Origin of the sequence: Demequina sp. NBRC 110056 (assembly GCF_002090155.1) — a bacterium.
Lineage (GTDB): Bacteria > Actinomycetota > Actinomycetes > Actinomycetales > Demequinaceae > Demequina.
Genome location: NZ_BBRM01000006.1, coordinates 300,415 through 323,795, shown reverse-complemented (window position 1 = coordinate 323,795; position 23,381 = coordinate 300,415). Strand labels below are relative to the sequence as shown.

The window sequence follows — 23,381 nt, the reverse complement described above, 5'->3', positions numbered from 1 at the left end:
GGGCGTCGCAAGGCTTGCTTTCAACTGATCGTTGAATGACCATTGGACGGTGCGGCGAGCGGCTGAACGGTTCCAGGTGTCACCGGCCACCGCGTCGCGGTGGGCTGGCAGGTATCGTGCCGGGCTGGCACTGGTTGACCGGTCGTCGCGGCCGGGCCATTGTCCGGGCCGGTTGTCGTCCAGGCGCGAGCGACGCATCATTGCACTGCGGTTCAACCGCCGTTGGGGTCCTCACCGCATCAGCTATCACCTGGGGATCCCCCGCTCGACCGTGGGGCGGGTGCTGGCCCGCTATCGGATGCCGCTGCTGCATCACCTGGACCAGGCCACCGGGCTGGCGGTGCGCAAGCCCAAGCCCGTCCACTACGTCAAGGACACTCCGGGCGAACTCGTGCATGTCGACATCAAGAAGCTCGGTCGGATCCCCGACGGTGGAGGCTGGCGCAAGGTCGGCAAGAAGACCGGCCGGCATAACAGTGGCAGACGCGGCATCGGCTACGCCTACCTCCACCACGCCGTTGATGACTGCAGCCGGTTGGTCTACTCCGAACAGCTCGCCGACGAACGCAAGGAGACCGCGGCCGCGTTCTGGCATCGAGCGAACGCGTTCTTCGCCGACCATGGCATCACCGTCACCGCCGTGATGACAGACAACGGCTCGTGCTACCGCTCGAGAGTGTTTGCTCAAGCCCTCGGTGACAACATCACCCATGTCCGTATCCGGCCCTACCGGCCGCAAACCAACGGCAAGGTCGAACGGTTCAACCGGACCCTTGCCGCCGAATGGGCCTACGCCCAGACCTACCGCTCAGACGCCGCCCGCGCAGCCACCTACGACGACTGGCTCCATCACTACAATCACCATCGCGCCCACACCGCACTCGACGGATCAACGCCCGCCGACCGCGTTCACAACCTCACGGGGAAGAACACCTAGTGGTGGCTTACCGTCGGTATGGCGAGACACGCGTACGGCGATGGTGGCTCAGCGTCGATCCCCAGTAGCGCGGCTCCCTAGCTCCACCTTGGCGCCCTAGGGGTGCCTCACTGTCGGTCTTGCGCGTCGCGCGTACGGCGATGGCGGCTCAGCGTCGACCGCACCCGCCGCATGCACGCGCCGATGCTCACCGGCGGCGGAAGACCAGCGGCTCGTCCAGGTGGGCGCTCCACGCCGCGCGCTCGACCTCGGTCAGCCGCCGCGGGCGCTGCGTCGCAGTGTCGATGAGGACGATCGTGGTCGCTGCTCGAGCGAAGACCACAGGCTCGTCGGATGACGTCGGCGAGCACACCTCGTAGCAGACCTCGAGGCTCGCGCCGCCGATGCGGCCGATCCACAGCTGCACGTCGAGCGCCTCCCGCAGGAACGGGATGGGCGCCAGGTAGTCGATGTGCTGGGACGCGATGAGCGTCGTCGTCGGCGCACCGGGGCCCGCGGAGATGACGGCCGTCGGCGGCGCCTCCGGCTCCGCCGAGCCTGCCCAGAACGTGCGGATGCGGGCCTCCTCGAGCAACCGCAGCAGCTGGACGTTGTTCACGTGCCCGTATGCGTCGAGGTCGGACCAGCGCAGCGAGACGGGGACGTGGATGCGGCTCATGGCGCCACCGTATCGCCAGAGCGACACCCAGCCACCACCGCCGCACACGGCACACGCCAGGGCGACAGCCATCCACCGTGTCGGAGCGAGGGCACACGCGGCGCGCACGGACGCTTCGCGGACAACCACCCACCATCACCGCACGCGGCGCGTGCGACACCGACGCTCACCCAACCCCTGGACGCTCAGGCAGACGGGGCACGTGGCCGGGCGCCTGCCCGAGCGGCTACTCGGGCGCGTCCTCCTCGCGCTTGGTGCGGCCGAAGTCCTCGCGTGTGCGCGGGTCGGACGACTCCTCGTCGGCCCATCGTCCGCCCTTGCCGAGCTTCGACAGATCCACCCACTCCTGGGGTTCGCGGGCGGCACGCTCGGCCTTGTCGTACTGGATCGACCGGCGCCACATGAACAGCAGCACCACGACCACGACGCACACGACGCCGAGGAACGACATGACCGTCGGGAAAAGCCAGCCAGGAGCCTCGGGCCATTCCGTCGGGTCGAGGAAGAACGGGTCGACCGACCCCACGGGCTGTGGGGTCGGGTCGACCGCGGAGCGCATGGCTCAGTCCCGCGTGAGCTTGCGGTACGTCTGGCGGCTCGGGCGCGCGGCCTCGGCGCCGAGGCGCTCGATCTTGTTCTTCTCGTAGGCCTCGAAGTTGCCCTCGAACCAGTACCAGTTGGCCGGGTTCTCCTCGGTGCCCTCGTAGGCGAGGATGTGGGTCGCGACGCGGTCGAGGAACCAGCGGTCGTGGCTGACGACCACGGCGCAGCCCGGGAACTCCAGCAGCGCGTTCTCGAGCGAGCCGAGGGTCTCGACGTCCAGGTCGTTGGTCGGCTCGTCGAGGAGCAGCACGTTGCCGCCCTCCTTGAGCGTCAGCGCCAGGTTGAGGCGGTTGCGCTCACCGCCCGACAGGACGCCGGCGGCCTTCTGCTGGTCGGGCCCCTTGAAGCCGAACGCGGACACGTACGCACGCGAGGGCATCTCGACCTTGCCGACGTTGATGTAGTCCAGACCGTCGGACACGACCTCCCACAGGGACTTCTTGGGGTCGATGCCGCCGCGCGACTGGTCGACGTAGGACACCTGCACGGTCTCGCCGACCTTGAGGTCGCCGCCGTCGAGCTTCTCGAGACCCACGATGGTCTTGAAGAGCGTGGTCTTGCCGACGCCGTTGGGGCCGATGACGCCGACGATGCCGTTGCGCGGCAGCGAGAACGACAGCCCGTCGATGAGGACGCGGTCGTCGAAGCCCTTCTGGAGATCCTTGGCCTCGATCACCACGTTGCCCAGGCGCGGACCCGGCGGGATCTGGATCTCCTCGAAGTCGAGCTTCCTGGTCTTCTCCGCCTCGGCGGCCATCTCCTCGTAGCGGGCGAGGCGTGCCTTGGACTTGGTCTGGCGGCCCTTCGCGTTCGAGCGGACCCAGTCGAGCTCGTCCTTGAGGCGCTTGGCGAGCTTGGCGTCCTTCTTGCCCTGGACCTGGAGGCGCTCCTGCTTCTTCTCAAGATAGGTCGAGTAGTTGCCCTCGTACGGGTACAGGCGACCGCGGTCGACCTCGCAGATCCACTCGGCGACGTGGTCGAGGAAGTAGCGGTCGTGGGTGACGGCCATGACGGCGCCGGCGTACTTCGACAGGTGCTGCTCGAGCCACAGCACCGACTCGGCGTCGAGGTGGTTGGTGGGCTCGTCGAGTAGCAGCAGGTCGGGCTTCTCGAGGAGCAGCTTGCACAGCGCGACGCGGCGGCGCTCGCCGCCGGAGAGGACCTTCACGTCGGCGTCGGCTGGCGGGCAGCGCAGCGCGTCCATCGCCTGCTCGAGCTGGGCATCGAGGTCCCACGCGTCGGCGTGATCGAGCTCCTCCTGAAGCGTGCCCATCTCCGCCAGCAGCGAGTCGTAGTCGGCGTCGGGGTTGGCCATCTCCTCGGAGATGGCGTTGAAGCGGTCGAGCTTGCCCTTGATCTCGGCGACGCCCTCCTCGACGTTGCCGAGGACGGTCTTGTCCTCGTTCAGCGGCGGCTCCTGGAGGAGGATGCCGACGGTGTAGCCGGGGCTCAGGCGCGCCTCGCCGTTGGAGGGCTGCTCGAGGCCCGCCATGATCTTCAGGATGGTCGACTTTCCTGCGCCGTTGGGTCCGACGACGCCGATCTTGGCGCCGGGGTAGAACGCCATGGTCACGTCATCGAGGATGACCTTGTCGCCGTGCGCCTTGCGCGCCTTCTGCATCGTGTAGATGAACTCAGCCACTGCTGCTCCGTCAGTCTCGTTGAGAGGCGCCGATGCGCCCGCGGACATACCTGCACCAGCCTACGCGGTCGAGGGCCGGGGCCGTCGCGGGTCGAGAGCAGTGCCGGGGCGGGTCGACGCGTCCACTCCCCGCGGCAGTGGGCGACCCGCGCGCCGGCTGAGGGGGTGGGCCGACGCGCGGGAGTCCGCCGCATCGATGTGGTCAGCGCGCCGCGGTGAGCTCCTCGTCGCTGGGCGCGTCCTCGAGCACGTCAGGCGCCTCCAGGTCGGCCGGGTCGAGACCTTCGGGCACCGACTCCTCGGCATCGGCGTCCTCGGCGCGCGAGCCATCTGCCTCATCGTCGCCCTCCGCCTCCGCTCCCGCGGGCGCCGCCGTGCGGGAGAACCGCGTCGTCCCCCACGTCAGGTCGTGGCCGACCGTCGAGGCCTCTAACTGCAGGTCCGTGCGCTCGGTGCCGTCATTGGTGACCCACACGTTGGTGCGCAGCCGCCCCTGGACGAAGACGGGGTCGCCCTTGCGGATCGACTCCGACACGTTCTGCGCTCCCGTCCGGAACATCCGGACCGAGAGCCACTGCGTGTCCATGGTCTTCCAGGTCCCGTCGGCCGTGCGGTAGCTCGGCGTGTGCCCCATCCGGAAGGACACCATCTTCTTGCCATCGGCGAGGGTGTGAAGGGTTGGGACGTTGCCCACCCACCCCGTGACGGACGTCGTCAGGTCGTTCATGTCGCCTCCTCGGCTCCTGCCGCGACTGTCGCGGCTGCAAGCCAGGCTGACGCGCGGACCCAGCCCGCGCATCGGCGCTACCCACCTCCGGTGGAGAACGCCGATGCGCTGCGAGCCTGGGGACGCTACTGACCCAATTCGCGCGCCCGCATCGCGGCGGCTCGCACACCGTCGCTGATGGCGCCGCGCACGTCGCGCTCGTCGAAGACCCCGATCGCCCGCGCGGTCGAGCCGCCAGGGCTGGTGACCTCGGCGCGCAATGCCGCCGCCTCGCGGCCGTCTGCCTGGAGATACGCCGCAGCGCCGGCGACGAGCTCCGCCACCATCGCGCTCGTGCGGTCGTCGGCGAGCCCCTGCTCGTCGAGCGCCGCCGTCAGCGCCTCCATCACGTAGTAGATGTACGCCGGGCCCGATCCGATGACCGCAGAGAAGCCGTCGATCAACGCCTCGTCCATCTCCTCGACCAAACCGGTGGGAGCGAGCAACTCGCGGACGCTCTGCGCACTACCCACGGGAGCGTCGGCGGGAACGGCGAAAGCCGTGATTCCGCGACCGACGGCGACCGGCGTGTTCGGCATCGCGCGGACCGCGACCGCGTGATCCGGTAGCGCCGCGCTCAACTGCTCCAGCGTCACCCCGGCAGCCACGCTGACCACGAGCGCGCCGGGCGCAAGGTCCGAGGCGATCTCCCGAGCCGTCGCAAGGATGTCCTTGGGCTTCACACCGAGGATGACCGCGTCCGCGTCACGGACGGCCCAGCCATTCGCGTTCGGGCCGTCGACGACTCGGCGATGGTGCACTCTCTGCTCGTCTACCCACGACGGGGTCGAGGAGTTGGTGGTGACGGCGATCGTCGGGGCGCCGTCACTCGCGAGCAACCGCCGCGCGATGGCGCCAGCCATGTTGCCGCCGCCGATCACGGCCAGTCGCGTGGTGCTCTCGGTCATCGGTGCCTCCTGACGCGGCCTACTCGAGCTCGGTGAGCTCGTCGAGGGCCCGGTAGGCCTGGTGGATGGTCTCCGTGGGCTCGATCACCGCGGGACGCAGCTCCTCGGCCACCACGAAGCGCCCGACCTCGAGAGTGCGCTTGCGAGCCGCGCTCGCGAGCCGTCCGCGCGCCACCAGCGCCTTCCACCCCTGGGCAGGCTCCACGGCGGGCCACGGCGCGTCCTCGAGCGCCTCGATGATCCGGCGAGCGAGCTCGGGTGCCGGCTCGACCGCATCGGCCACCACCTGGCGCCACGTGGGCGGCAGCCCGGCCGTCGCGGCGTCGATCCAGTCGAGGCGCTCGCGCTCGACGGTCGCCACAGCGACCGTCCACTTCCCCGGCTCCTCGACGCGCGCCCCGCGGGCCCACGCAGCCGCGGCCTCCGCGCGCGCGTCCACGCCCGCCGCTCGCGCGAGAGCCGCGACCAGCTCGTCGGGGTCCGGCAGCGACGGGTCGGCGTCCTTCGCGAGCGCACCGGCGAGCGCGCGGCCGGCGCTGACGAGGTCGGCTCGGACGGCCTCAGCGGCCACGGTGCGTGCGGAGACCGCCCCCGCGAGCTCCGCGCGCAGGATGTCGAGGCCGTGGCCAGACTTCGCGCTGACGGGCATCACAGGCACCTGGGTCATGCCGTCCACCGCGAGGAGCCTCTGCAGGTCGCGTGCGACCGCCCAGGCGTCCTCGGTCGAGAGGCGGTCGACGTGATTGAGCACGACGAGCGAGGGGCGATCGCGCTCCGACGCCGCGCGAAGGTAGAACGCGTGCAGCGCGTGATCCGCGTACTTCTGCGGGTCGACCACCCACAGCAGCAGGTCCGCCATCGGCACCACGCGGTCGACCACGGCGCGGTTGTCGGCGTTGATCGAGTCGTGGTCGGGCAGGTCGAGCAGCACCATCCCCGACAGGTCGGCCTCGTCGTCCTCGTCGAGGGGGTCGAACTCGCGGGCCAGGCGCCGGTCGACGCCGATCTCGAGCCAGTCGAGCAGTGCCTCGGCACCCCCGCCCCACACAGCGGCGCTCACCTCTGAGGTGGTGGGACGCGCCACGCCCGGCACGGCGAACTCGCGACCGACGATCGCGTTGAACAGGCTCGACTTGCCCGAGCCCGTGCCGCCCGCGAGCGCGACCACGGTGTGGTCCACGCCCATGGCGAGGCGCTCCTCGCAGCGCACGATGGTCTCCTCGACGAGACCGCGCACCGACGGCGGGATGGCCTCGGACGCCCACTCCATCGAGGCGCGCAGGCGCTCGACGCGCTCACGCAGCGCGGTCGTCTCGTCGCGGGGAGCGAGGTGCTCGAACTGGACGGTCACAGCGGCCTCCTCACATCAGGCCCCTGAGCTCGGCCCGGCGGAGGCGGATCTTGGAGGACGCGTCCGGCAGCAGGCTGGGCACGTCGGTGGGCTTCATGAGGTCGAGCGCCTCGCGGTTGATGCAGTAGCGCCGCGCGCCGGTCAGCTCGGCCTGAGCAAGGTGCACGGCGTCGCCCAGGGTGGGGTTCACGAGGACGCCGAGGACGCTGCGCGCCTCGTCGATGCCGAGCGCGGCGCATGCGAGAGCGACCGAGATGCCCTCCTCGCCGATCATCTCCGCGCCGCGCTGCGCACCGGGGAGACCCATCGCGTGCTCGGACACCTTGGTGAGCCAGGTCCGGGTCGCGTCGGCCGCGCGGCGCTCCCGCACCACGCGCGCCTCGCGTGGGTCGCGCTGGGCGGCCAGCCACGCCCCGGGCGAGTCGTCGCCGTGCGTGAGCGCCGTCACCATGGCGTCCGATGCGCGCGCGGCTGCCGCGGCCAGGCTCGCCTCGACTGCCTCGAGCAGGTCGGCACGCACCTCCGACATGAAGGCGTCGCGCACCTCGCGTGCGCTCCGGCGGCGTCCCCACGCTGAGTGACGAAGCTTGTGCAGCGGTCCGCCCTCGGCGCGGGCGGCACGCCAGCGGCCCTGCAAGGTGCCCGTGCCGATGTCGCGGTACCACTCGTCACCGCCCGCGTGCTCAGCCTGCGCAGCGCAACGGCGCACCTCCGCCCTGACCTCCTTGGCCGCCACGGCCTGGTCGTCCATCCGCTCGGCGAGCGTCTCGAGCCACTCCTTGAGCGACTCGGTCGCGCCGTGCATGGTGCGCTCGACGATGGTGCTCGCGGAGGCCGCTGCAACGCCGTCGAGCCAGCGTCCGAGCCCGCCGACGACGTCCTGCGGGAGCTGGACGCCCCCTTCGGTGTCCTCGGGGATCACGAACAGCGGCAACGTCTCGAGGTCCTCCGTGGTGAGGCGCTCCACGAGCTCGCGGCGCACCTGCGCGGCGACGTCGACGGTGACTCGGTTGAGGACCATCGCGATCGACGCGCCGCGCTCCGCACCGCGGCGCAGCGCGTCCCAGGGCACGGCGTCCCCGTAGCGCGCCGCGGTCGTGACGAAGATCCACAGGTCGGCCGCCTCGAGCAACCGCTCCGCGATCTCGCGGTTCTCGCCTCGTACGGAGTCGAGATCGGGCGAGTCGATGATCGCGAGCCCGCGCGGCACCGCCTCGGTCGCGATCACGGCCGCCTCCTGCGCGATGGTGCTCAGCACCTCCGCGTCGAGCGGGTGATGGAAGACGTGCGGGACCTTCGTCGTCGGACGCAGGACCCCGGAGGCCGTGAGCTGCTCGCCCAGCAGGGCGTTCACCACCGTCGACTTTCCCGCGCCGGTCGAGCCTGCGACCACGACGATCGCGGGCGACGCCTCCTCGCGCACGCGCGGGATGAGGTGATGGTCGAGCTGCTCGACCATGTGCGAGCGCATGCGATCGGTGTCCTCGGCATCACCCAGGGGGATGGGGAACTCGAGATCCGACACCACGGCGCGGGTCTCCACGAGCGCGTCGAGAAGCGCGCCGGGGTACGACCACGTCTTGATAGGCCGGATGGTCATCCCCCGCAGTCCTCCACTCGTCGCACGCGAAGACGCCCTTCGCCCCGCTCAGGCTACCGCGCGCGAGCGTACCGCCGCGGCCACGGGCGCCCGGCTGACGACCGTCTGCGAGGGGGAACGCGTCTCCTGAGCCGAGGGCGCATCGGCCCGCACTACCCTGGTGTCGAGCGCCGCGGCGCCCAGCCCTCGTAGCTCAATGGATAGAGCAACGGCCTTCTAATCCGTAGGTTGCAGGTTCGAGTCCTGCCGGGGGCACTGTAACGTTGCCTCAGAGCCGTGCTCCGGCTCACGCGGCAACCGGGCATGTCGGCGGGAGGAACGCGTCGGCCCAGTTCGCGCTGCCGTTGTTGTCGCCAGCAACGCTCGTGTACGGCCCCGCCCCTCGGAGCAATCCGTCGTGATAGAGCTCACCGGCGGGCGACAGCGTGTACCCGGCGCCGACGCTGACCGAACCGACCGGCACCGTCCGCTGCGGCGACCAACCCGACCCGTCCCAGTTGCGGTGGGTCGCCGTCGAACCAGTGTCGACGACGTAGAACACGTAGTTCGCTGAACCGTTGTTGAGCGCCGTCGCGCTGGTCACGCCAGTGTCGATCGCCGCGGCGCGACCGCGTTGGCGCAGCTCGCCGCCCGGCGTCAGCCAGTAGTTGGGTCCAAGCGGCTGCGTACCTGCCGGCAGGCTTCCCGTGGCCGTCCCGAATACCGCGTCGTTCCTCAGCTGCACATGCTGGCCGCCAGGGGTGACGACGCCAGCCCAGCGGGCGGCAGACCCGATCACGGCATCGGCGGCCGCAGCTGCGACGCCAGTGCCCGTGCCGCGGTAGATGACCTCGCCGCCGGGCACGTACCAATAGTCGGAGCCGAGCGCCACGCTCCCAGCGGCAACTCCCGTGATGGTTTGGTCCAAGCCGCCGTCGCGGTAGCGCCGGTACGTGCCGTCGGAACTGATGGTTCCCACCTCCGCGGCGCCTGCGGCCGGTGCGAAGAGCGCGTCTGCGGAGACGATGCCCGTGGCACCGCCGACGGGATTCGCACCGTAGTACAGCTGCCCGGCGGCATCGAGAGAGTAGCCGGCGCCGAGAACCGTCAGGGTCGTGGGCATGTCCGTGGTCGAGTATGACGGTCCGTCCCTGAACTGCTCCACGAGCGGGCTCACCGGATCAGCAGACAGCGTCGCCGTCGCCTGGAGCACCCCGGCAGTCGCCGTCAGGATCGTGGCGCCGCCCTCTGCAGGAACCACGATCGCAGGCAACGCCATGGCACCGGCCGCATCGGTCGTCCCAGCAAATGTCGTGTCGCCGCCCTCGAACGTGTAGCCGTCGCTGAGCGTCACCGCGACGGCGGCACCCGCGACAGGCTGGGATGCCTCGTCGAGAGCCAGAACGGTCACGCCGTCCACCGTGCCGCACGCCGTGCCAAGGTAGGTGGCCTCGGTGAACTCCAGCGTCGCTGTGAGAGAGCTTGCCGCAGCGGGAACTCCCGTCGCGAGCATGATCACAGGGGACGTCCATGCTGCTCCGATGAGCAGCCGCCGCCGTGTCACGCGCACCGGATCGGACGTCGACGGGCGATCGGTTGACGTCGGGTCCATGTGGCTCCTTTGCCGAAATGCCCAGATCTTCCGCCTTCACAACTATCACATTTCGGGCACATCCATCGGGATCTGCGACGGCGTCGCTGCCACCCAGCCGGCACCGTCTCAGCGGCCACCAGAAGGCGACGACACGTGCACAGCCGCGCACTGGGGCAAGCTCGATGGCTGCTCCGGGGGCACCTCAGCGCACGTCGACCGCGCGGGTCGATCGCCTCACCACCAGCTCGGTCGGCAGGGGCGTGTCCTCTGACAGCTCCTGATGCTCTTCGAGAGTGACGAGGACCTTCTGGAGCATCATCCGACCGAGCGCGTCAAAGTCCTGCCGCACGGTCGTGAGCGGCGGGTAGAGGTAGCCCGCCTCGGGGATGTCGTCGAAGCCGACGATGGAGACGTCCTCGGGGATACTCAGGCCGCGCTCGCGCAGGGCGGACATGACGCCGATCGCCATCTGGTCGTTGGCGACGAACACCGCGCCCGAGCTGCCGAGCTCAAGGTTCCGGCCGATGCGGTAGCCCGACTCCGCGGACCAGTCGCCGAAGTACGGGTCGGGCGCCTCGAGGCGGTGGGCGGACAGCTCGTCACGCCACCCTCTGAGCCTCTCCGTGGCGTCGGGGCCCGACGCGGGCCCAGCCAGGTGGACGATGCGCTCGTGGCCGAGCTCCGCCAGGTGCCGCACCGCGGCGCGGGCGCCGCGGTACTGGTCGATCGACACGAGGTGAGGACTGCGCCGCGGCGAGGACGCCGCGGCGACCAGCGGCACCGTCAGGTCGAGGCCGTGCACGAGCTCGAGCACCGACGAGTCCGCGACGACCATGACGATCGCATCGACGCGCTGACGCAGCAGCGCCTCGACGGCCGCGCGTACCGCCGCCGGATCGTCGGGAGCGGTGCTGATCGAGTCCACGGAGTACCGCGCGGCACGCGCGGCCATCGTGAAATGCATGGTGATCGACGTCGGGCCATGGGCAGAGACCGACGGCGTGATGAGGCCGATGGTGCGGGTACGTCGCGTGACGAGCGCGCGTGCCGCTGGCGACGGGCTGTAGCGGAGCTGAGCGATGGCCTTCTCGACTCGCTCGCGGGTCGCGGGGCGGACATTGGGCATGCCGTTGATCACGCGCGACACGGTCTGGTGGCTCACCCCCGCCAGACGTGCGACATCGAAGATGTTCGCCGCCTTGGGCTGCTTGTCCGCCACGTCCCGCCCCTCAGGCTTCCGGAAGGTCGGGTCGGGCGACGAGCGCCATCAGCGAGTCGACGTTGAGGTCGTCGGAGGCCGCCGTCTCGACGATCCGTCCGTCACGGAGGATCGCGACGCGGTCACCCACGCGGAGCACCTCCTCGAGCTCGGCCGAGATGAACATGACGGACAGGCCGTTGTCGGCCATCTCGCCCACGAGGTTCTGGATCTCGACCTTCGCTCCCACGTCGATCCCCCGCGTGGGCTCGTCGAGCACGAGCAGGCGCGGCGACACGGCGAGCAGGCGCGCGAGCATCACCTTCTGCTGGTTGCCTCCCGACAGCGAGCGGACCGGAGCATCGATGTCCGCAGGCCGGATGTCGAGCGCCTCGACCCAGCTCGCCGCCAGCTCGCGCACCTGTGCGGGAGGGATCCGCCGCAGCGCGCCCTTCTGCGCCTGCAGCGCGAGCGCGATGTTCTGGGCGATCGACATCTCTCCGACGAGCCCCTCCGACCGGCGGTTCTCCGACGAGTACACGACGCCGAGCGACAGCGCCGTGCGCGGCGAGTCGAGGTCGACGCCCTGCTGCTCGAGGCGGATGATGCCGGCGCTGGGGCGGTCGACACCTGTCAGGGCCCGCGCGAGGGCGGTGCGTCCCGAACCGAGCAGCCCGGCGACGCCGAGCACCTCGCCGGCTGCGAGGTCGAGGTCGGCGTCTGAGATGCCCGGCGACGTGATGCCGCGAGCGCTCATGAAGACCTGGTCGGGATCGACCTCGGACTCCTGGCGCTCGCGTGAGACGAACGATGACATCTCTCGCCCCAGCATCTTCTGCACGAGATCGATCCGCAGCAGCTCGGTGGTGAGGTACTCGCCGACGAGCTTGCCATCGCGCAGCACCGTGATCCGATCGCAGATCTCGTAGACCTGGTCGAGGAAGTGGCTGACGAACAGGATCGCGACACCGCGGTTCTTGAGGTCGCGAATGACGCGGAACAGCTCGGCGACCTCGTCGAGGTCGAGGCTCGAGGTGGGCTCGTCGAGCACGAGCACCTTGACGTCCGTGGAGATCGCACGCGCGATCGCCACGAGCTGCTGAGTCGCGAGCGAGAAGATCCCCAGCGGCGCTGCGGGATCGATCGCGAGGCCGAGGTCCGCGAGGATGCTACCTGCCTGAGCACGCATCGCCCCGTGGTCGATGAGCCCGAGTCGTCGCGGCTCGCGGCCCAGCAGCACGTTCTCCGCCACCGAGAGGTTCGGCAGCAGGTCGATCTCCTGGTAGACCGTCGAGATGCCGGCGTCCTGGGCATCGTGCGGGGAGGAGAACGCGACGCGCTCGCCCGCCAGCGTGAGGATTCCCTCGTCAGGCGACAAGACCCCCGTGATCGCCTTGATGAGCGTCGACTTGCCTGCGCCGTTCTCACCCATCAGCGAGTGCACCTCGCCAGCGAACATGCGGAAGTCCACGCCGTCGAGCGCGACCGTGGCTCCGAAGCTCACCGTCGCGTCAGTGAGCTCCACCAGCGGCCGCGCCCCGTCCACGCCGCCATGATGGCACGGACGAGGCACGTCACGATCCCCTGGGATCGGGAGGCTCAGGTCAGCTCCCGCGTTCGGAGCGCGCCACGATGGCCCGCTGCACGACGATGAACAGCAGCAGGAGCGCGCCCACGATGATGTGCGTCCACGACTGATCGGCACCCATGAACGAGATGATCGTGTTGATCGTCCCGAACACGAGGACGCCGACGAGCGAGCCCAGCACGTAGCCGCGTCCACCCGCGAGCAGCGTTCCTCCGATCACGACCGCGGCGATCACGTCGAGCTCCGTGCCGATGCCGTTGCGGGGGTAGCCGGCGCTCGAATACGCCGTCAGCACGAGCCCCGCGAGGCCGCCGCACAGCCCGGAGATCACGTAGACCATCACCTTGGTCCTCGCGACCTTGAGGCCCATGAGCCGTGCGGACTGCTCCGAGCCGCCCACGGCGTACACCGTGCGCCCGAACCGCGTCCTGTGCATGATGACGGCTCCCACGACCACCGTCAGCAGCGCGATGATGCCCGTGGGCGTGATGTACCAGCCACCCACCGAGAAGCGAGTGCGCAGCCAGTCCATGACGGGGTCCTCGATGCGGATCGAGGACAGGCTGACGACGAACGCGAGCCCGCGCGCCAGGAAGAGCCCGGCGAGCGACGCGATGAACGGCTGGACGTCGAACTGCTGGACGAGGACACCGATCAGCAGACCGATCAGCGCGCCGCCCACGAGCATCGCCGGGATGGCGATCCATACGGGGACGCCGTTCGTGAGCAGGCTGGCCCCAAGGATGCCCGTGAAGGCCATCACGGACCCGACCGAGAGGTCGATGCCCGCGGTGACGATGACGAACGTCATGCCAACCGCGAGGATCAGCAGGTGGGCGTTGTCGTACAGGAGCGCCGACATGTTGCCGGGGCTCACGAAGTTGCCGAACTGGAACTGCGCCCCGACCAGCAGCACGATCAGGATCGCGATGGCGGCGAAGGTCGGCAGCACCGACGCATGGCGCGTGCTGAACGTCACCAGCGCGGCCTTGGCGCCGCCGGTCCGAGCGGGCGTGGTCTCGACGGCGGTCATCGGACGGCCTCCTTCTGGCGGTCGGCTTGCTCGGCGGCCTGCGGCGCTGGGGCCGGGGCGCGTCCACGCACCCGGAGCGAACGACCCCAGCGGTGCACACGCGGCGATTGCACGAGCACGACGACGATCACCACCGCGGCGAAGAACACCGGTGCTTGGGCAGGCGCGACGCCGAAGAACTGCAGGGTCTTGTCGAGCGTCGTGACCGTGAGCACACCGATCACCGTGCCCGCAATCGAGAACTTGCCACCCATCAGCGAGGTGCCGCCGAGGACGACCGCGAGGATGGCGTAGAGCTCGATGAGGTAGCCGGCGGCATTGGCGTCCGCCGCCTTGATGTTCGCGGCGTAGATCAGGCCCGCGATGCCCGCGAGGACTCCGGACGCGATGTAGGCGCTCCAGACGATGCCACGCGAGCGGACGCCGGCGAGCCGGCTCGCCTCAGGGTTGATGCCGACGGCCTCGGTGAGCATGCCGAGAGCGGTCCTCCGCTCGATGAGCGCGACCACGACGACGGCGACCACCCACAGGAAGAACGCGAACGGCAGGAGGATCAGGTAGCCGTTAGCGAGGAACGCCAGCGGTTCTGAGTTCACCGTCGTGATCTTGCCGTCCGTGATGAGCAGCGCCGCTCCGCGCCCTGCGAGCATCAGCACGAGGGTGGCGATGATCGGCTGGATTCCCAGGACCGACACCAGGAAGCCGTTCCAGGCCCCCAGGACGAGCGCGACCAGGACGCCCACCACCAGGGCGATCAGCACTGCAGGCACCGAGTTCGGATCGCTCACGCCGTCGATGATGGTCAGCGAGACCGCTCCCGACACCGCCATGATGGCGCCCACTGACAGATCGATCCCGCGGGTCGCGATCACGAGCGTCATACCGAGCGCCACCAGCATCAGCGGGGTCGACTCGCGCAGGATCGTGATGGGGTTTCCGTAGAGATCGCCGTCGCGCATGGTGATCTTTGCGAAGTTCGGGTTGGCGATCACATTGACCACCACGAGGGTGATCAGCGCTGCCAGGGGCCAGAACAACCGATGCTTGACGAGCCTCACCGGGCCACGCTCCCTTCGTCCGCGTTGGCGATGTAGTCGATGAGCCCATCGAGGTCCACGTCCGACGAGTCGAGCTCGCCGATCCGCCGCCGGTCGCGCATGACGACCACGCGCTGCGCGATGCGCAGGACCTCCTCGAGCTCGGAGGAGATGAAGATCACGGACAGTCCCTGAGCCGACAGCTCGGCGACCTTGCGCTGGATGTCGGCCTTGGCGCCCACGTCGATCCCTCGGGTGGGCTCGTCGAGGATCAGCAGCTCCGGCTGCGTCGCGAGCCACCGCGCGAGCAGCACCTTCTGCTGGTTGCCGCCGGAGAGGTTGCCGATCGGCAGGGCGGGGTCCGCTGGCCTGACGCCGAGCGCTTCCATGTACTCGCCCACGATCGCGTCCCGTTCCGCCTTGGGCACCGGCCGCAGCCAGCCGCGCTGCGCCTGGACGCCGAGGATCATGTTCTCCGCGACCGTCAGGTCCGCCACCACGCCTTCGGCGCGGCGATTCTCCGAGGACAGCGCGATGCCGTGGGCCATGGCCTGGCGCGGCGAGTGGATGCGCGCCGATTCGCCGGCGATCTCGACCGTGCCGCTGTCCGCACGCTCGGCACCGTAGAGCAGGCGCACGAGCTCGGTGCGGCCCGAGCCGAGCAGTCCGGCGATGCCGACGACCTCTCCCGGGAACACGTCGAGGTCCGCGGGTTCGAGCAGTCCCTTGCGCCCGAGCCCGCTCACGCGGAGGACCGGGGCGCCGTCGCGCGGAATCTCCCGGTCGGCCACGGAGGACAGCGCCGCGAGGTCGCTCAGCTCTCGTCCAATCATCGCCGTCACCAGCGCGTCGCGAGGCAGGTCGTCGATGGGGAACTCACCCACGAGCTTGCCGTTGCGCAGCACCGTGATCCGGTCCGAGATCTCGTAGACCTGATCGAGGAAGTGGCTGACGAACAGGATCGCGACGCCCGCCTCCTTCAGGTCGCGGATCACCGCGAAGAGCTGCTCGACCTCACCACGGTCGAGGCTCGAGGTGGGCTCGTCGAGGATCAGCACCTTCGCGTCCAGGACCATCGCTCTGGCGATCGCGACGAGCTGCTGGATCGCGATCGAGTGGCTTGCCAACGCGGACCGCGTGTCGAGCTCGAGCCCGAGGCTCGTGAGGTGGCCACGGGCCTGCTCGTGAACGGCCTTCCAGTCGATGCCACCGCGGCTGCGCGGCTCGTGGCCGAGCATGACGTTCTCGCCCACGGACAGGTTGGCGCACAGGTTGACCTCCTGGTACACCGTCGAGATGCCGGCCTCCTGCGCATCGGCGGTGCTCTCGAAGCTCCGCCGCGCGCCCGCCACCGTGATCGTCCCAGCGTCGATCGCGTAGACGCCGGTCAGCGCCTTGATCAGCGTGGACTTGCCGGCTCCGTTCTCGCCCATCAGCGAGTGGACCTCGCCGGGGCGTAGGAAGAAGTCGACACCGTCGAGCGCAAGGACTCCGGGGAAGCTGATGGTGATCCCTCGCATCTCGACGAGGGCTGGGACGTCGGTGTCCGTGGTCATGCTGAAGGCCGTCTTTCGTTCGTGGATGGCCCGTCCACCGAGGGGCCGGTGATGATTCCGGCCCCTCGGAGGAGCGGTGGTTCCGCTGAGGTCAGGCTAGGGCCTGGGCTCAGTAGGCGCGCGAGTCGATGACCTCCGCCGCGGCCGCCTGGTCGAACGCCTGGTCCTCGACGTAGACCGTCTTCTCCACCTCGTTGCCGGCGAGCACGTCCTTGACCAGGCCTGCAGCCAGGTCACCCAGCAGCGGGTTGCACTCGACGATGTAGTTGATCTTGCCGTCGACGAGCGCTTGCATGCCGTCCTTCACCGCGTCGATGGTGATGATCTTGATGTCCTCGCCAGGCACGCCGCCGGCTGCCTCGATCGCCTCGATCGCGCCCAGTCCCATGTCGTCGTTGTGCGCGAAGACGAGGTCGATGCCCTCGATGCCGTACTGCGCGATGTAGCCCTCCATGACGGACTTGCCTCCGTCACGAGTGAAGTCGCCAGTCTGCGACGCGATGGTCTCGATCTGGGTGCCCTCGATCGCCGCGGAGAATCCCGCCGCGCGATCGTTCGCAGGCGCCGAGCCGGTGGTGCCCTCGAGGACGACCATGTTGGTGGGCTCGCCGCCGTACTGCTCGGCAGCCCACGCTCCAGCCATGCGGCCCTCCTCCTCGAAGTCGAGCCCGACCCAGGTGGCGTACAGGTCGTCGGACGCGGACACGGTGCGGTCCTCGAGGATCACGGGGATCCCTGCGTCGGCGGCCTCCTGGAGCACGTCATCCCAACCGTCCTCGACGACCGGGGCGATGACGATCGCGTCGACGCCTTGGTTGATGAAGCCGCGCACCGCGCTGATCTGGGCTGCCGGGTCGTTGTCCGCGGCATTGAAGACCAGCTCGAAGCCGTTCTCCTCGGAGAACGCGGTCTCCATGGACTCGGTGTTCGCGGCACGCCAGCCGGACTCGGCGCCCGTCTGAGCGAAGCCGACCGTGATCAGCTCGCCGTCGCCGCCCGAGCCCGGGTCAGCGGAGCTGTCCCCGCCGTCGTCGGAACCGGATGAGCACGCCGTGAGGGCCAGAGCCGCGGCTCCCGCCAGGGCGATCGTGGACAGAAAACTCTTCTTCATGCTTCAGAACCTCCTCGTTCTGCACCGGCCGCTCTGCCGGGTGCCTTGGGTTTCCCGTGGGACCGCCAAGCGGCCCGCGTTCGCAATATTAGCGCTCACATTTCAGGGTGACGCAAGCGCTCCACGTCACGTTTCGGTAACGGATGTGAACCTTCACTCGACCGTGAATGCGGCGTTTGACCCGATTTCGAGGGTTCTCGCGAGAGCACTCACATTCATCACATCGAGCCACGCGGCAGAGCCACAGCGGGAATCACGCCAGGTGCCCGCACGTTCGGCCAGCATGAGCACCCCCGCCCTCTTCGAGCCGCTGACGCTGCGCGGCACCACCTTCCGCAACCGCCTCTGGGTCGCGCCCATGTGCCAGTACTCCGTCGAGCGTCGGGACGGCGTGCCGACCGAGTGGCACCTCGTGCACCTCGGCGGGATGGCGCGCGGCGGCGCCGGGCTGGTCATGGCCGAGGCAACCGCCGTCCTGCCCGAGGGCCGCATCAGTCCGTGGGACACCGGGTTGTGGAACGACGACCAGCGCGACGCGTGGGCGCCCATCACCCGCTTCATCCGGGCGCAGGGCGCGGTGCCCGGCATCCAGCTTGCTCACGCGGGCCGCAAGGCCTCCACGCATCGCGGGATCGAGGGCCGCGGTGCCGTCGTGCCCGCCGACGGCGGCTGGCAGCCCCTCGGCCCCTCGTCGCTGGGATTCCCGGGCCTCGCCGAGCCGCTCGCGATGAGCCAGGAGCAGATCGCCGATGCGGTGGCCGCGTTCGGCGCGGCCGCTCGCCGCGCGGTCGAGGCCGGGTTCGAGGTGCTCGAGGTCCACGGCGCCCACGGCTACCTCATCCACGAGTTCCTCTCACCGCTCAGCAACGACCGGACCGACGACTACGGCGGCGACCGCTCTGGCCGCGCCCGCCTGCTCCTCGAGGTCGTGCGGGAGGTGCGTGCCGCCGCCGGCGACGCGGCGGCGGTCTTCGTCCGACTGTCCGCGACGGACTGGAAGGAGCCCGAGGGCTGGACGCTCGACCAGACCGTGCAGGTGTCGCGCTGGGCCCAGGAGGCCGGGGCAGACCTGGTCGACATCTCCACCGGGGGAAACGTCGCCGATGCGGCCATCCCTGTCGGGCCCGGCTACCAGGTGCCGTTCGCGGCGGCGGTGAGGGACCAGGCCGGGGTGCCGACGAGCGCCGTCGGGCTCGTCACCGATCCTGACCTGGCCGAGGAGATCGTGTCCTCAGGCCAGGCCGATGCGGTGATGGCCGGTCGCGAGTTCCTGCGCGACCCCCACTTCGCCCTGCGAGCGGCGCACGAGCTCGGCCACGACATCGAGTACTGGCCCTTCCAGTACACGCGCGGCACCTTCGCGGCTCGCCCCTAGCGGTCGGCGCCGCGGCGTCGTGTGAGATTCACGGCGTGCGGGCGTTTCTGGTCATCGGCACGGGCGGCGCCGGGCGATACTGATCGCCCCGCGTCGGCCCCGGCGCGGGTGAAGGACCCCGCACGACAAGGACCACCGCATGCCGCGTCCGGTGGGCTCGCACGCCACCTATCGCCCCGGCCTCGACGGGCTTCGAGCGCTCGCCGTCGTCGGCGTCGTGGCGTACCACCTGGGCGCCCCGTGGGCGCCGGGCGGGCTGATGGGCGTCGGCGTCTTCTTCACCCTGAGCGGCTTCCTCATCACCACGATCCTCCTGCGCACCTGGCAGGAGCGAGGCGACCTGGACCTCGGCCGCTTCTGGCTGCGGCGCGCTCGTCGCCTCGTGCCTGCGCTCGTCGCGGTCGTCGCGGTGACCTTAGGCGTGACCGCCGTCATCGCCCCGGCCGACGGCATGGCACGGCTGCGAGAGTCCCTCGCGGGCCTGCTGTACGCGAGCAACTGGACCACGATCGCTGCCGGCGAGTCGTACTTCGACCGCTTCGCCGGCCCTGGGCCGCTCGACCACCTCTGGTCGCTGGCGATCGAGGAGCAGTTCTACCTCGTGTGGCCGCTGCTGCTGCTCGGCCTGCTCGCCCTCACGCGCCGCAGGCTGTGGCGCGTCGCCGGCGCGACGCTCGGCCTCGCGGCCGTGTCGTTCCTCGCCATGTGGCTGCTGGCCGAGCCCGGCTTCGATCACACCCGCGTCTATCAGGGCACCGACACCCGCGCGGGCGGCCTGCTGATCGGCGCGGCGCTCGCGATCGCGATGGTCGCCTTCAGGACCGGCTCGTCGAAGCCCTCCCCCGAGCGCACCCCCTGGTGGCTCGACATCCTCGGGCTCGTCGCGCTGGCCGTCGTCGGCTGGCAGCTCGCGACGACCGACGCGTACGCGATGTCGCTCTACGGCGGCGGCCTTGCCCTCCTGTCGGTCGCCACCGCCGTCGTGGTCGCGGCTGCCTCACATCAGCGAGGCCTCGTCGGCTGGCTGTTGGGGCTGGCTCCGCTGCGGTGGCTCGGCGAGCGCTCCTACGGCATCTACCTCTGGCACATGCCCATCATCGCCTTCCTGCCGGCCGCGCTCGGACCGTGGACGGCAGCGCTTGCCGTCCCGCTCACGCTGGTGCTCGCCTGGGCCAGCTGGCGTTGGCTCGAGGACCCGATCCGGGTCCTCGGCCTGCGGTGGTGGCTCGACGCCGTGGCCCGGCGCCTGCGCACGTGGGCCGAGGCCGCGGGACGCCGCGTCGCACCGGAGGCGGCGTTCGGACGCAGGGTACTGGCCTCGACCGCGATCGCGGCGACCGTCGTCGTCGCCTCGACCGGCGCCGCCGTCGCCCTCACGGTGAGGGTAGAGCGAGCCGTGGCCACGGCCTCGGCCGCCCCGCAGGTCGTGGAGGCCCTGCCGGTCGCGCCCGACGCGGAGCCCGTCGTGCCACCCATCGCCGCGACTCCCAGCGCGACGGCGGGCGAGCTTCGCGAGAGCGGCGGCGTCGAGGTCACCTTCGCCGGCCCGCGGACCAGCTGTACCTCGGTCGTGCACGTGGGCGACTCGACGTCGCTCGGGCTCGTCGGCGAGGGCACGCCCGCCGATAAGCAGATCGCTGCGCAGTACGCGCGGGTGGGCGTCGACGCCGTCGACACGGACGTGCGCGGGGCACGATCCATCGTCGAGCGCTTCAAGGGTGAGCCGAACGCCCAGGACGCGGTCGAGCAGCGCGTCGACGACGGCTACCAGGGCTGCTGGGTCATCGCGATGGGCATCAACGAGGCCGCCAACCAGGCGGTCGGCGGCGCGTACCCCGTCGAGGAGCGCATCGAACGGATCCTGTCGCTGACCGGCGACGACCCGGTGCTGTGGGTCAACGCCGTCACCAGGCTCGACACCGGCGCCTACGCCGACGCGGGCATGCAGGAGTTCAACGCCGCTCTCGCGAAGGCCTGCGCGGCGCACCCGAGCCTGCGCGTCTACGACTGGCGCTCCGAGGCGAAGGCCGGCTGGTTCCAGGCGGACGGCATCCACTACACGACGGCGGGATACGTCGAGCGGGGGGCACGGATCGCCGACGCGCTCGCCGTCGCCTTCCCGGCGGGCGACGGGTCCTCCGCCGGCTGCAACGTCGGATCGCGCTGAGCCGACCCTCCCTCCCGACGCAGGCGGCCCGGCCAGCCGGCTGACGGCCGCCTCCCGCGCGGCACCCCGTCGCCGCGACTGATGAGCCGCCACAATGGGGCCACCCGACTGACCCGCCTCACCCCGGAGGGCCCATGCCTCGCCCCGTAGGAGACTCGTCCGCGTACCGCCCAGGGCTCGACGGGATCCGCGCGATCGCCGTCGTCGGCGTCATCCTGTTCCATGCAGGCATCACCTGGATGCCCGGCGGCCTCATGGGCGTGGGGGTCTTCTTCACCCTGAGCGGGTTCCTCATCACATCGATCCTGCTCGGATCGTGGGAGCGACGGGGCAACCTCGACCTCGCGCACTTCTGGCTGCGCCGCGCGCGCCGACTCCTGCCTGCGCTCGTGGTGATGCTCGTGGTGGTCGTCGCGGCCACGGCCCTGACACGCCCTGAGCACCTGCACGCGGCCATCCACGAGGCGTTCGCCGGGCTGCTCTACATGGCCAACTGGGACACCATCACCTCGGACCAGAGCTACTTCGACCGCTTCTCGGACCCCACCCCGTTCGACCACCTGTGGTCGCTGGCCGTCGAGGAGCAGTTCTACATCCTGTGGCCTCTCATCCTGCTGGGGCTGCTCACCCTCTTCAAGGGCGGCTACCGGCGCACCGCTGTCGCCACCGGTGCGCTCGCGGCGGGCTCCTTCCTCCTCCTGTGGGCCATCGCCGAGCCGGGCTTCGACAACACCCGCGCCTACGAGGGGACCGACACGCGCGCCGGAGGGCTGCTGATCGGCGCGATCGTGGCCATCGCCATGCGGGCTCGCGCGGGCGGTGGCGGCACGGGGGACGGCCGCCACCTGGCGCACCAGCGCGAGCGCGCGCCGTGGCCGCTCGAGGTGCTCGGGGTCGCGGGCCTCGGCGTCATCGTGTGGCTGATGGTCACCGTCGAGGAGTACGACCTCAGCCTCTACTCGTGGGGCCTGCTGGCGCTGTCGTTCGCCACCGTCGCGGTCGTCGCCACCGCCTCCTACGCGAGGTCGTGGCTGGGCTCGGTGCTGGGTTGGGAGCCGCTGCGGTGGATCGGCGAGCGCTCCTACGGCATCTACCTGTGGCACCTGCCCGTGCTCGTCGCGCTGCCGATCGAGCTGTTCGGTGGCCTGTCCTGGCTGAGGCTGGCCGTCGTCCTGGCGATCACCATCGCGCTCGCCGAGGCGAGCTGGCGCTGGCTCGAGGACCCGATCCGCCGCTACGGCTTCCGCGGCGCGTTCTCACGCGCCTTCGCACGGCCGCAGACCCGCGGGATCAGCACGGCGCACCACCGTTCCGAGGGCGACGTCGCCTCCGCCGAGCGCGGCCGTGCCGTGGTCGTGACCGGTGCGTTCGGCCTTGCGATCGGCGTCCTCGCCGTCGCCCTCGTCCCGCACCCTGGACGCGCCGCCGACCTCCCGGCGACCGAGACCGCGTCGGTGATCTCGACCTCGACGGCGCCCACTCCCGAGCCCACGGCGACACCGGAGGCCACCCCGTCCGCTGAGCCCACGACCGAGCCCTCGACCGAGCCGACCGCCGAACCGACCACGGCCTCCGACGGGATGACGTCGTGCGTCTCCGTGGTCCACGTGGGCGACTCGACCTCCTTGGGCCTGGTGGGTGAGGGCACCCCGACGGAGGACCAGATCCCGGCGCAGTATCACCGCGTCGGCGTCGAGAACGTCGACACCGACGTGCTCGGTGCGCGCTCGATCGTCGAGAGGTGGAACGGCCAGCCGAACGCTCAGGAGGCCGTCCAGAAGCGCGTGGACGCTGGCTACCACGGCTGCTGGGTCATCGCGATGGGCATCAACGAGGTCGCGAACCAGAAGGTCGGCGGTGCGTACCCGCTTCCACAGCGGATCGATCTGATCATGCAGAAGGTGGGCGACGACCCCGTGCTGTGGCCGACGGTCAAGACGCTCAAGCAGAACGGCCCCTACGCCGACGACGGCATGGTCGAGATGAACGAGGCCCTGGTCGACGCCTGCACCCGCTACCCCAACCTGCGCGTCTACGACTGGCGCGCAGAGGTCGAGGACTCGTGGTTCGGTCCCGACCGCATCCACTACACGACCGAGGGATACACGGAGCGCGGCGCCCGGATCGCGGACGCGCTCGCCGTCGCCTACCCATCGTCCGACACCCCCGCGGCGTCGTGCGTCGTGGCGTCGTCCTGACGCGCACTACTGACGTGCAGCACCGACGCACCGAACGCCCCCGCGCGCTCCGCAGGCGCGGTTGCGACCACCGCGCGCCC

At 70.3% G+C, this 23,381-nt stretch carries 18 protein-coding genes and 1 tRNA gene; 5 read left to right on the top strand and 14 right to left on the bottom strand.

The annotated features are described in order from the left end of the window. Positions 1 to 31 precede the first annotated feature (31 nt). Positions 32 to 937 carry an IS481 family transposase gene (locus B7K25_RS11435; protein WP_234988210.1) on the top strand — a complete coding sequence of 302 codons (906 nt, stop codon included), beginning with the start codon at positions 32 to 34 and terminating at the stop codon, positions 935 to 937. Between the two features lie 187 nt (positions 938 to 1,124). On the opposite strand, the gene B7K25_RS11430 is transcribed toward B7K25_RS11435, so the two are convergent. The 7 genes from B7K25_RS11430 to B7K25_RS11400 all read right to left on the bottom strand — a co-directional run bounded on the left by B7K25_RS11430 (position 1,125) and on the right by B7K25_RS11400 (position 8,465). Continuing rightward, positions 1,125 to 1,595: a thioesterase family protein gene (locus B7K25_RS11430; RefSeq protein ID WP_084106171.1), complete on the bottom strand. Its 471-nt coding sequence runs from the start codon at positions 1,593 to 1,595 to the stop codon at positions 1,125 to 1,127. Between the two features lie 226 nt (positions 1,596 to 1,821). Further along, positions 1,822 to 2,154: a hypothetical protein gene (locus B7K25_RS11425; RefSeq protein ID WP_084106170.1), complete on the bottom strand. Its 333-nt coding sequence runs from the start codon at positions 2,152 to 2,154 to the stop codon at positions 1,822 to 1,824. A 3-nt stretch (positions 2,155 to 2,157) separates the two neighbouring features. Continuing rightward, entirely contained in the window at positions 2,158 to 3,840 is a 1,683-nt protein-coding gene (gene ettA / locus B7K25_RS11420; protein WP_084106169.1) for an energy-dependent translational throttle protein EttA, read from the bottom strand. 202 nt (positions 3,841 to 4,042) lie between these two features. Continuing rightward, complete coding sequence (locus B7K25_RS11415; RefSeq protein ID WP_159450195.1) at positions 4,043 to 4,567, bottom strand: single-stranded DNA-binding protein; 525 nt, start codon at positions 4,565 to 4,567, stop codon at positions 4,043 to 4,045. A gap of 125 nt (positions 4,568 to 4,692) precedes the next feature. After that, positions 4,693 to 5,514: a pyrroline-5-carboxylate reductase gene (gene proC / locus B7K25_RS11410; protein WP_084106167.1), complete on the bottom strand. Its 822-nt coding sequence runs from the start codon at positions 5,512 to 5,514 to the stop codon at positions 4,693 to 4,695. A gap of 19 nt (positions 5,515 to 5,533) precedes the next feature. Further along, positions 5,534 to 6,865, bottom strand: coding sequence for a GTPase (locus tag B7K25_RS11405; protein ID WP_084106166.1), 1,332 nt, complete (start codon positions 6,863 to 6,865; stop codon positions 5,534 to 5,536). 10 nt (positions 6,866 to 6,875) lie between these two features. After that, positions 6,876 to 8,465: a dynamin family protein gene (locus tag B7K25_RS11400; RefSeq protein ID WP_084106165.1), complete on the bottom strand. Its 1,590-nt coding sequence runs from the start codon at positions 8,463 to 8,465 to the stop codon at positions 6,876 to 6,878. Between the two features lie 182 nt (positions 8,466 to 8,647). Here B7K25_RS11400 and B7K25_RS11395 point away from each other — a divergent pair. Next, positions 8,648 to 8,720 (top strand) — tRNA-Arg (locus B7K25_RS11395). Between the two features lie 31 nt (positions 8,721 to 8,751). On the opposite strand, the gene B7K25_RS11390 is transcribed toward B7K25_RS11395, so the two are convergent. The 7 genes from B7K25_RS11390 to B7K25_RS11360 form a co-directional block, all read right to left on the bottom strand. Next, a complete protein-coding gene (locus B7K25_RS11390; protein WP_084106164.1) occupies positions 8,752 to 10,056 on the bottom strand; it encodes a hypothetical protein in 1,305 nt (434 codons plus the stop codon). A 184-nt stretch (positions 10,057 to 10,240) separates the two neighbouring features. Further along, the gene (locus B7K25_RS11385) at positions 10,241 to 11,257 is read right to left on the bottom strand and encodes a LacI family DNA-binding transcriptional regulator (RefSeq protein WP_084106163.1); all 1,017 of its coding nucleotides are present in this window, start codon (positions 11,255 to 11,257) and stop codon (positions 10,241 to 10,243) included. 10 nt (positions 11,258 to 11,267) lie between these two features. After that, entirely contained in the window at positions 11,268 to 12,782 is a 1,515-nt protein-coding gene (locus B7K25_RS11380; RefSeq protein ID WP_084106162.1) for a sugar ABC transporter ATP-binding protein, read from the bottom strand. Positions 12,783 to 12,840: 58 nt separating this feature from the next. Further along, positions 12,841 to 13,857 (bottom strand): sugar ABC transporter permease YjfF, encoded by a 1,017-nt coding sequence (locus B7K25_RS11375; protein WP_084106161.1) that lies wholly within the window; start codon positions 13,855 to 13,857, stop codon positions 12,841 to 12,843. Further along, positions 13,854 to 14,915, bottom strand: coding sequence for an ABC transporter permease (locus B7K25_RS11370; protein ID WP_144018983.1), 1,062 nt, complete (start codon positions 14,913 to 14,915; stop codon positions 13,854 to 13,856). Before B7K25_RS11370 ends, B7K25_RS11375 begins: the two co-directional genes overlap by 4 nt. Next, positions 14,912 to 16,450 (bottom strand): sugar ABC transporter ATP-binding protein, encoded by a 1,539-nt coding sequence (locus B7K25_RS11365; RefSeq protein WP_084106160.1) that lies wholly within the window; start codon positions 16,448 to 16,450, stop codon positions 14,912 to 14,914. The genes B7K25_RS11370 and B7K25_RS11365 overlap by 4 nt, the downstream gene beginning before the upstream one ends. 109 nt (positions 16,451 to 16,559) lie before the next feature. Beyond that, on the bottom strand, positions 16,560 to 17,561 hold the full coding sequence (locus B7K25_RS11360) for an ABC transporter substrate-binding protein (protein WP_084106159.1): 1,002 nt from the start codon (positions 17,559 to 17,561) through the stop codon (positions 16,560 to 16,562). A gap of 283 nt (positions 17,562 to 17,844) precedes the next feature. On the opposite strand from B7K25_RS11360, the gene B7K25_RS11355 reads away from it, so the two are divergent. The 3 genes from B7K25_RS11355 to B7K25_RS11345 all read left to right on the top strand — a co-directional run bounded on the left by B7K25_RS11355 (position 17,845) and on the right by B7K25_RS11345 (position 23,301). Continuing rightward, a complete protein-coding gene (locus B7K25_RS11355; RefSeq protein ID WP_084106158.1) occupies positions 17,845 to 18,936 on the top strand; it encodes an NADH:flavin oxidoreductase/NADH oxidase in 1,092 nt (363 codons plus the stop codon). Positions 18,937 to 19,075: 139 nt separating this feature from the next. Beyond that, positions 19,076 to 21,103 (top strand): acyltransferase family protein, encoded by a 2,028-nt coding sequence (locus tag B7K25_RS11350; protein ID WP_084106157.1) that lies wholly within the window; start codon positions 19,076 to 19,078, stop codon positions 21,101 to 21,103. A 134-nt stretch (positions 21,104 to 21,237) separates the two neighbouring features. Continuing rightward, complete coding sequence (locus B7K25_RS11345; RefSeq protein WP_084106156.1) at positions 21,238 to 23,301, top strand: acyltransferase family protein; 2,064 nt, start codon at positions 21,238 to 21,240, stop codon at positions 23,299 to 23,301. The last annotated feature ends 80 nt before the right edge of the window (positions 23,302 to 23,381 follow it).

Bases quoted from the DNA above. Each gene is read 5' to 3' on its own strand.
- B7K25_RS11430 (WP_084106171.1), bottom strand. From the start codon at position 1,595: ATGAGCCGCATCCACGTCCCCGTCTCGCTGCGCTGGTCCGACCTCGAC.
- B7K25_RS11425 (WP_084106170.1), bottom strand. From the start codon at position 2,154: ATGCGCTCCGCGGTCGACCCGACCCCACAGCCCGTGGGGTCGGTCGAC.
- B7K25_RS11415 (WP_159450195.1), bottom strand. From the start codon at position 4,567: ATGAACGACCTGACGACGTCCGTCACGGGGTGGGTGGGCAACGTCCCA.
- proC (WP_084106167.1), bottom strand. From the start codon at position 5,514: ATGACCGAGAGCACCACGCGACTGGCCGTGATCGGCGGCGGCAACATG.
- B7K25_RS11400 (WP_084106165.1), bottom strand. From the start codon at position 8,465: ATGACCATCCGGCCTATCAAGACGTGGTCGTACCCCGGCGCGCTTCTC.
- B7K25_RS11390 (WP_084106164.1), bottom strand. From the start codon at position 10,056: ATGGACCCGACGTCAACCGATCGCCCGTCGACGTCCGATCCGGTGCGC.
- B7K25_RS11375 (WP_084106161.1), bottom strand. From the start codon at position 13,857: ATGACCGCCGTCGAGACCACGCCCGCTCGGACCGGCGGCGCCAAGGCC.
- B7K25_RS11365 (WP_084106160.1), bottom strand. From the start codon at position 16,450: ATGACCACGGACACCGACGTCCCAGCCCTCGTCGAGATGCGAGGGATC.
- B7K25_RS11360 (WP_084106159.1), bottom strand. From the start codon at position 17,561: ATGAAGAAGAGTTTTCTGTCCACGATCGCCCTGGCGGGAGCCGCGGCT.
- B7K25_RS11355 (WP_084106158.1), top strand. From the start codon at position 17,845: ATGAGCACCCCCGCCCTCTTCGAGCCGCTGACGCTGCGCGGCACCACC.
- B7K25_RS11350 (WP_084106157.1), top strand. From the start codon at position 19,076: ATGCCGCGTCCGGTGGGCTCGCACGCCACCTATCGCCCCGGCCTCGAC.
- B7K25_RS11345 (WP_084106156.1), top strand. From the start codon at position 21,238: ATGCCTCGCCCCGTAGGAGACTCGTCCGCGTACCGCCCAGGGCTCGAC.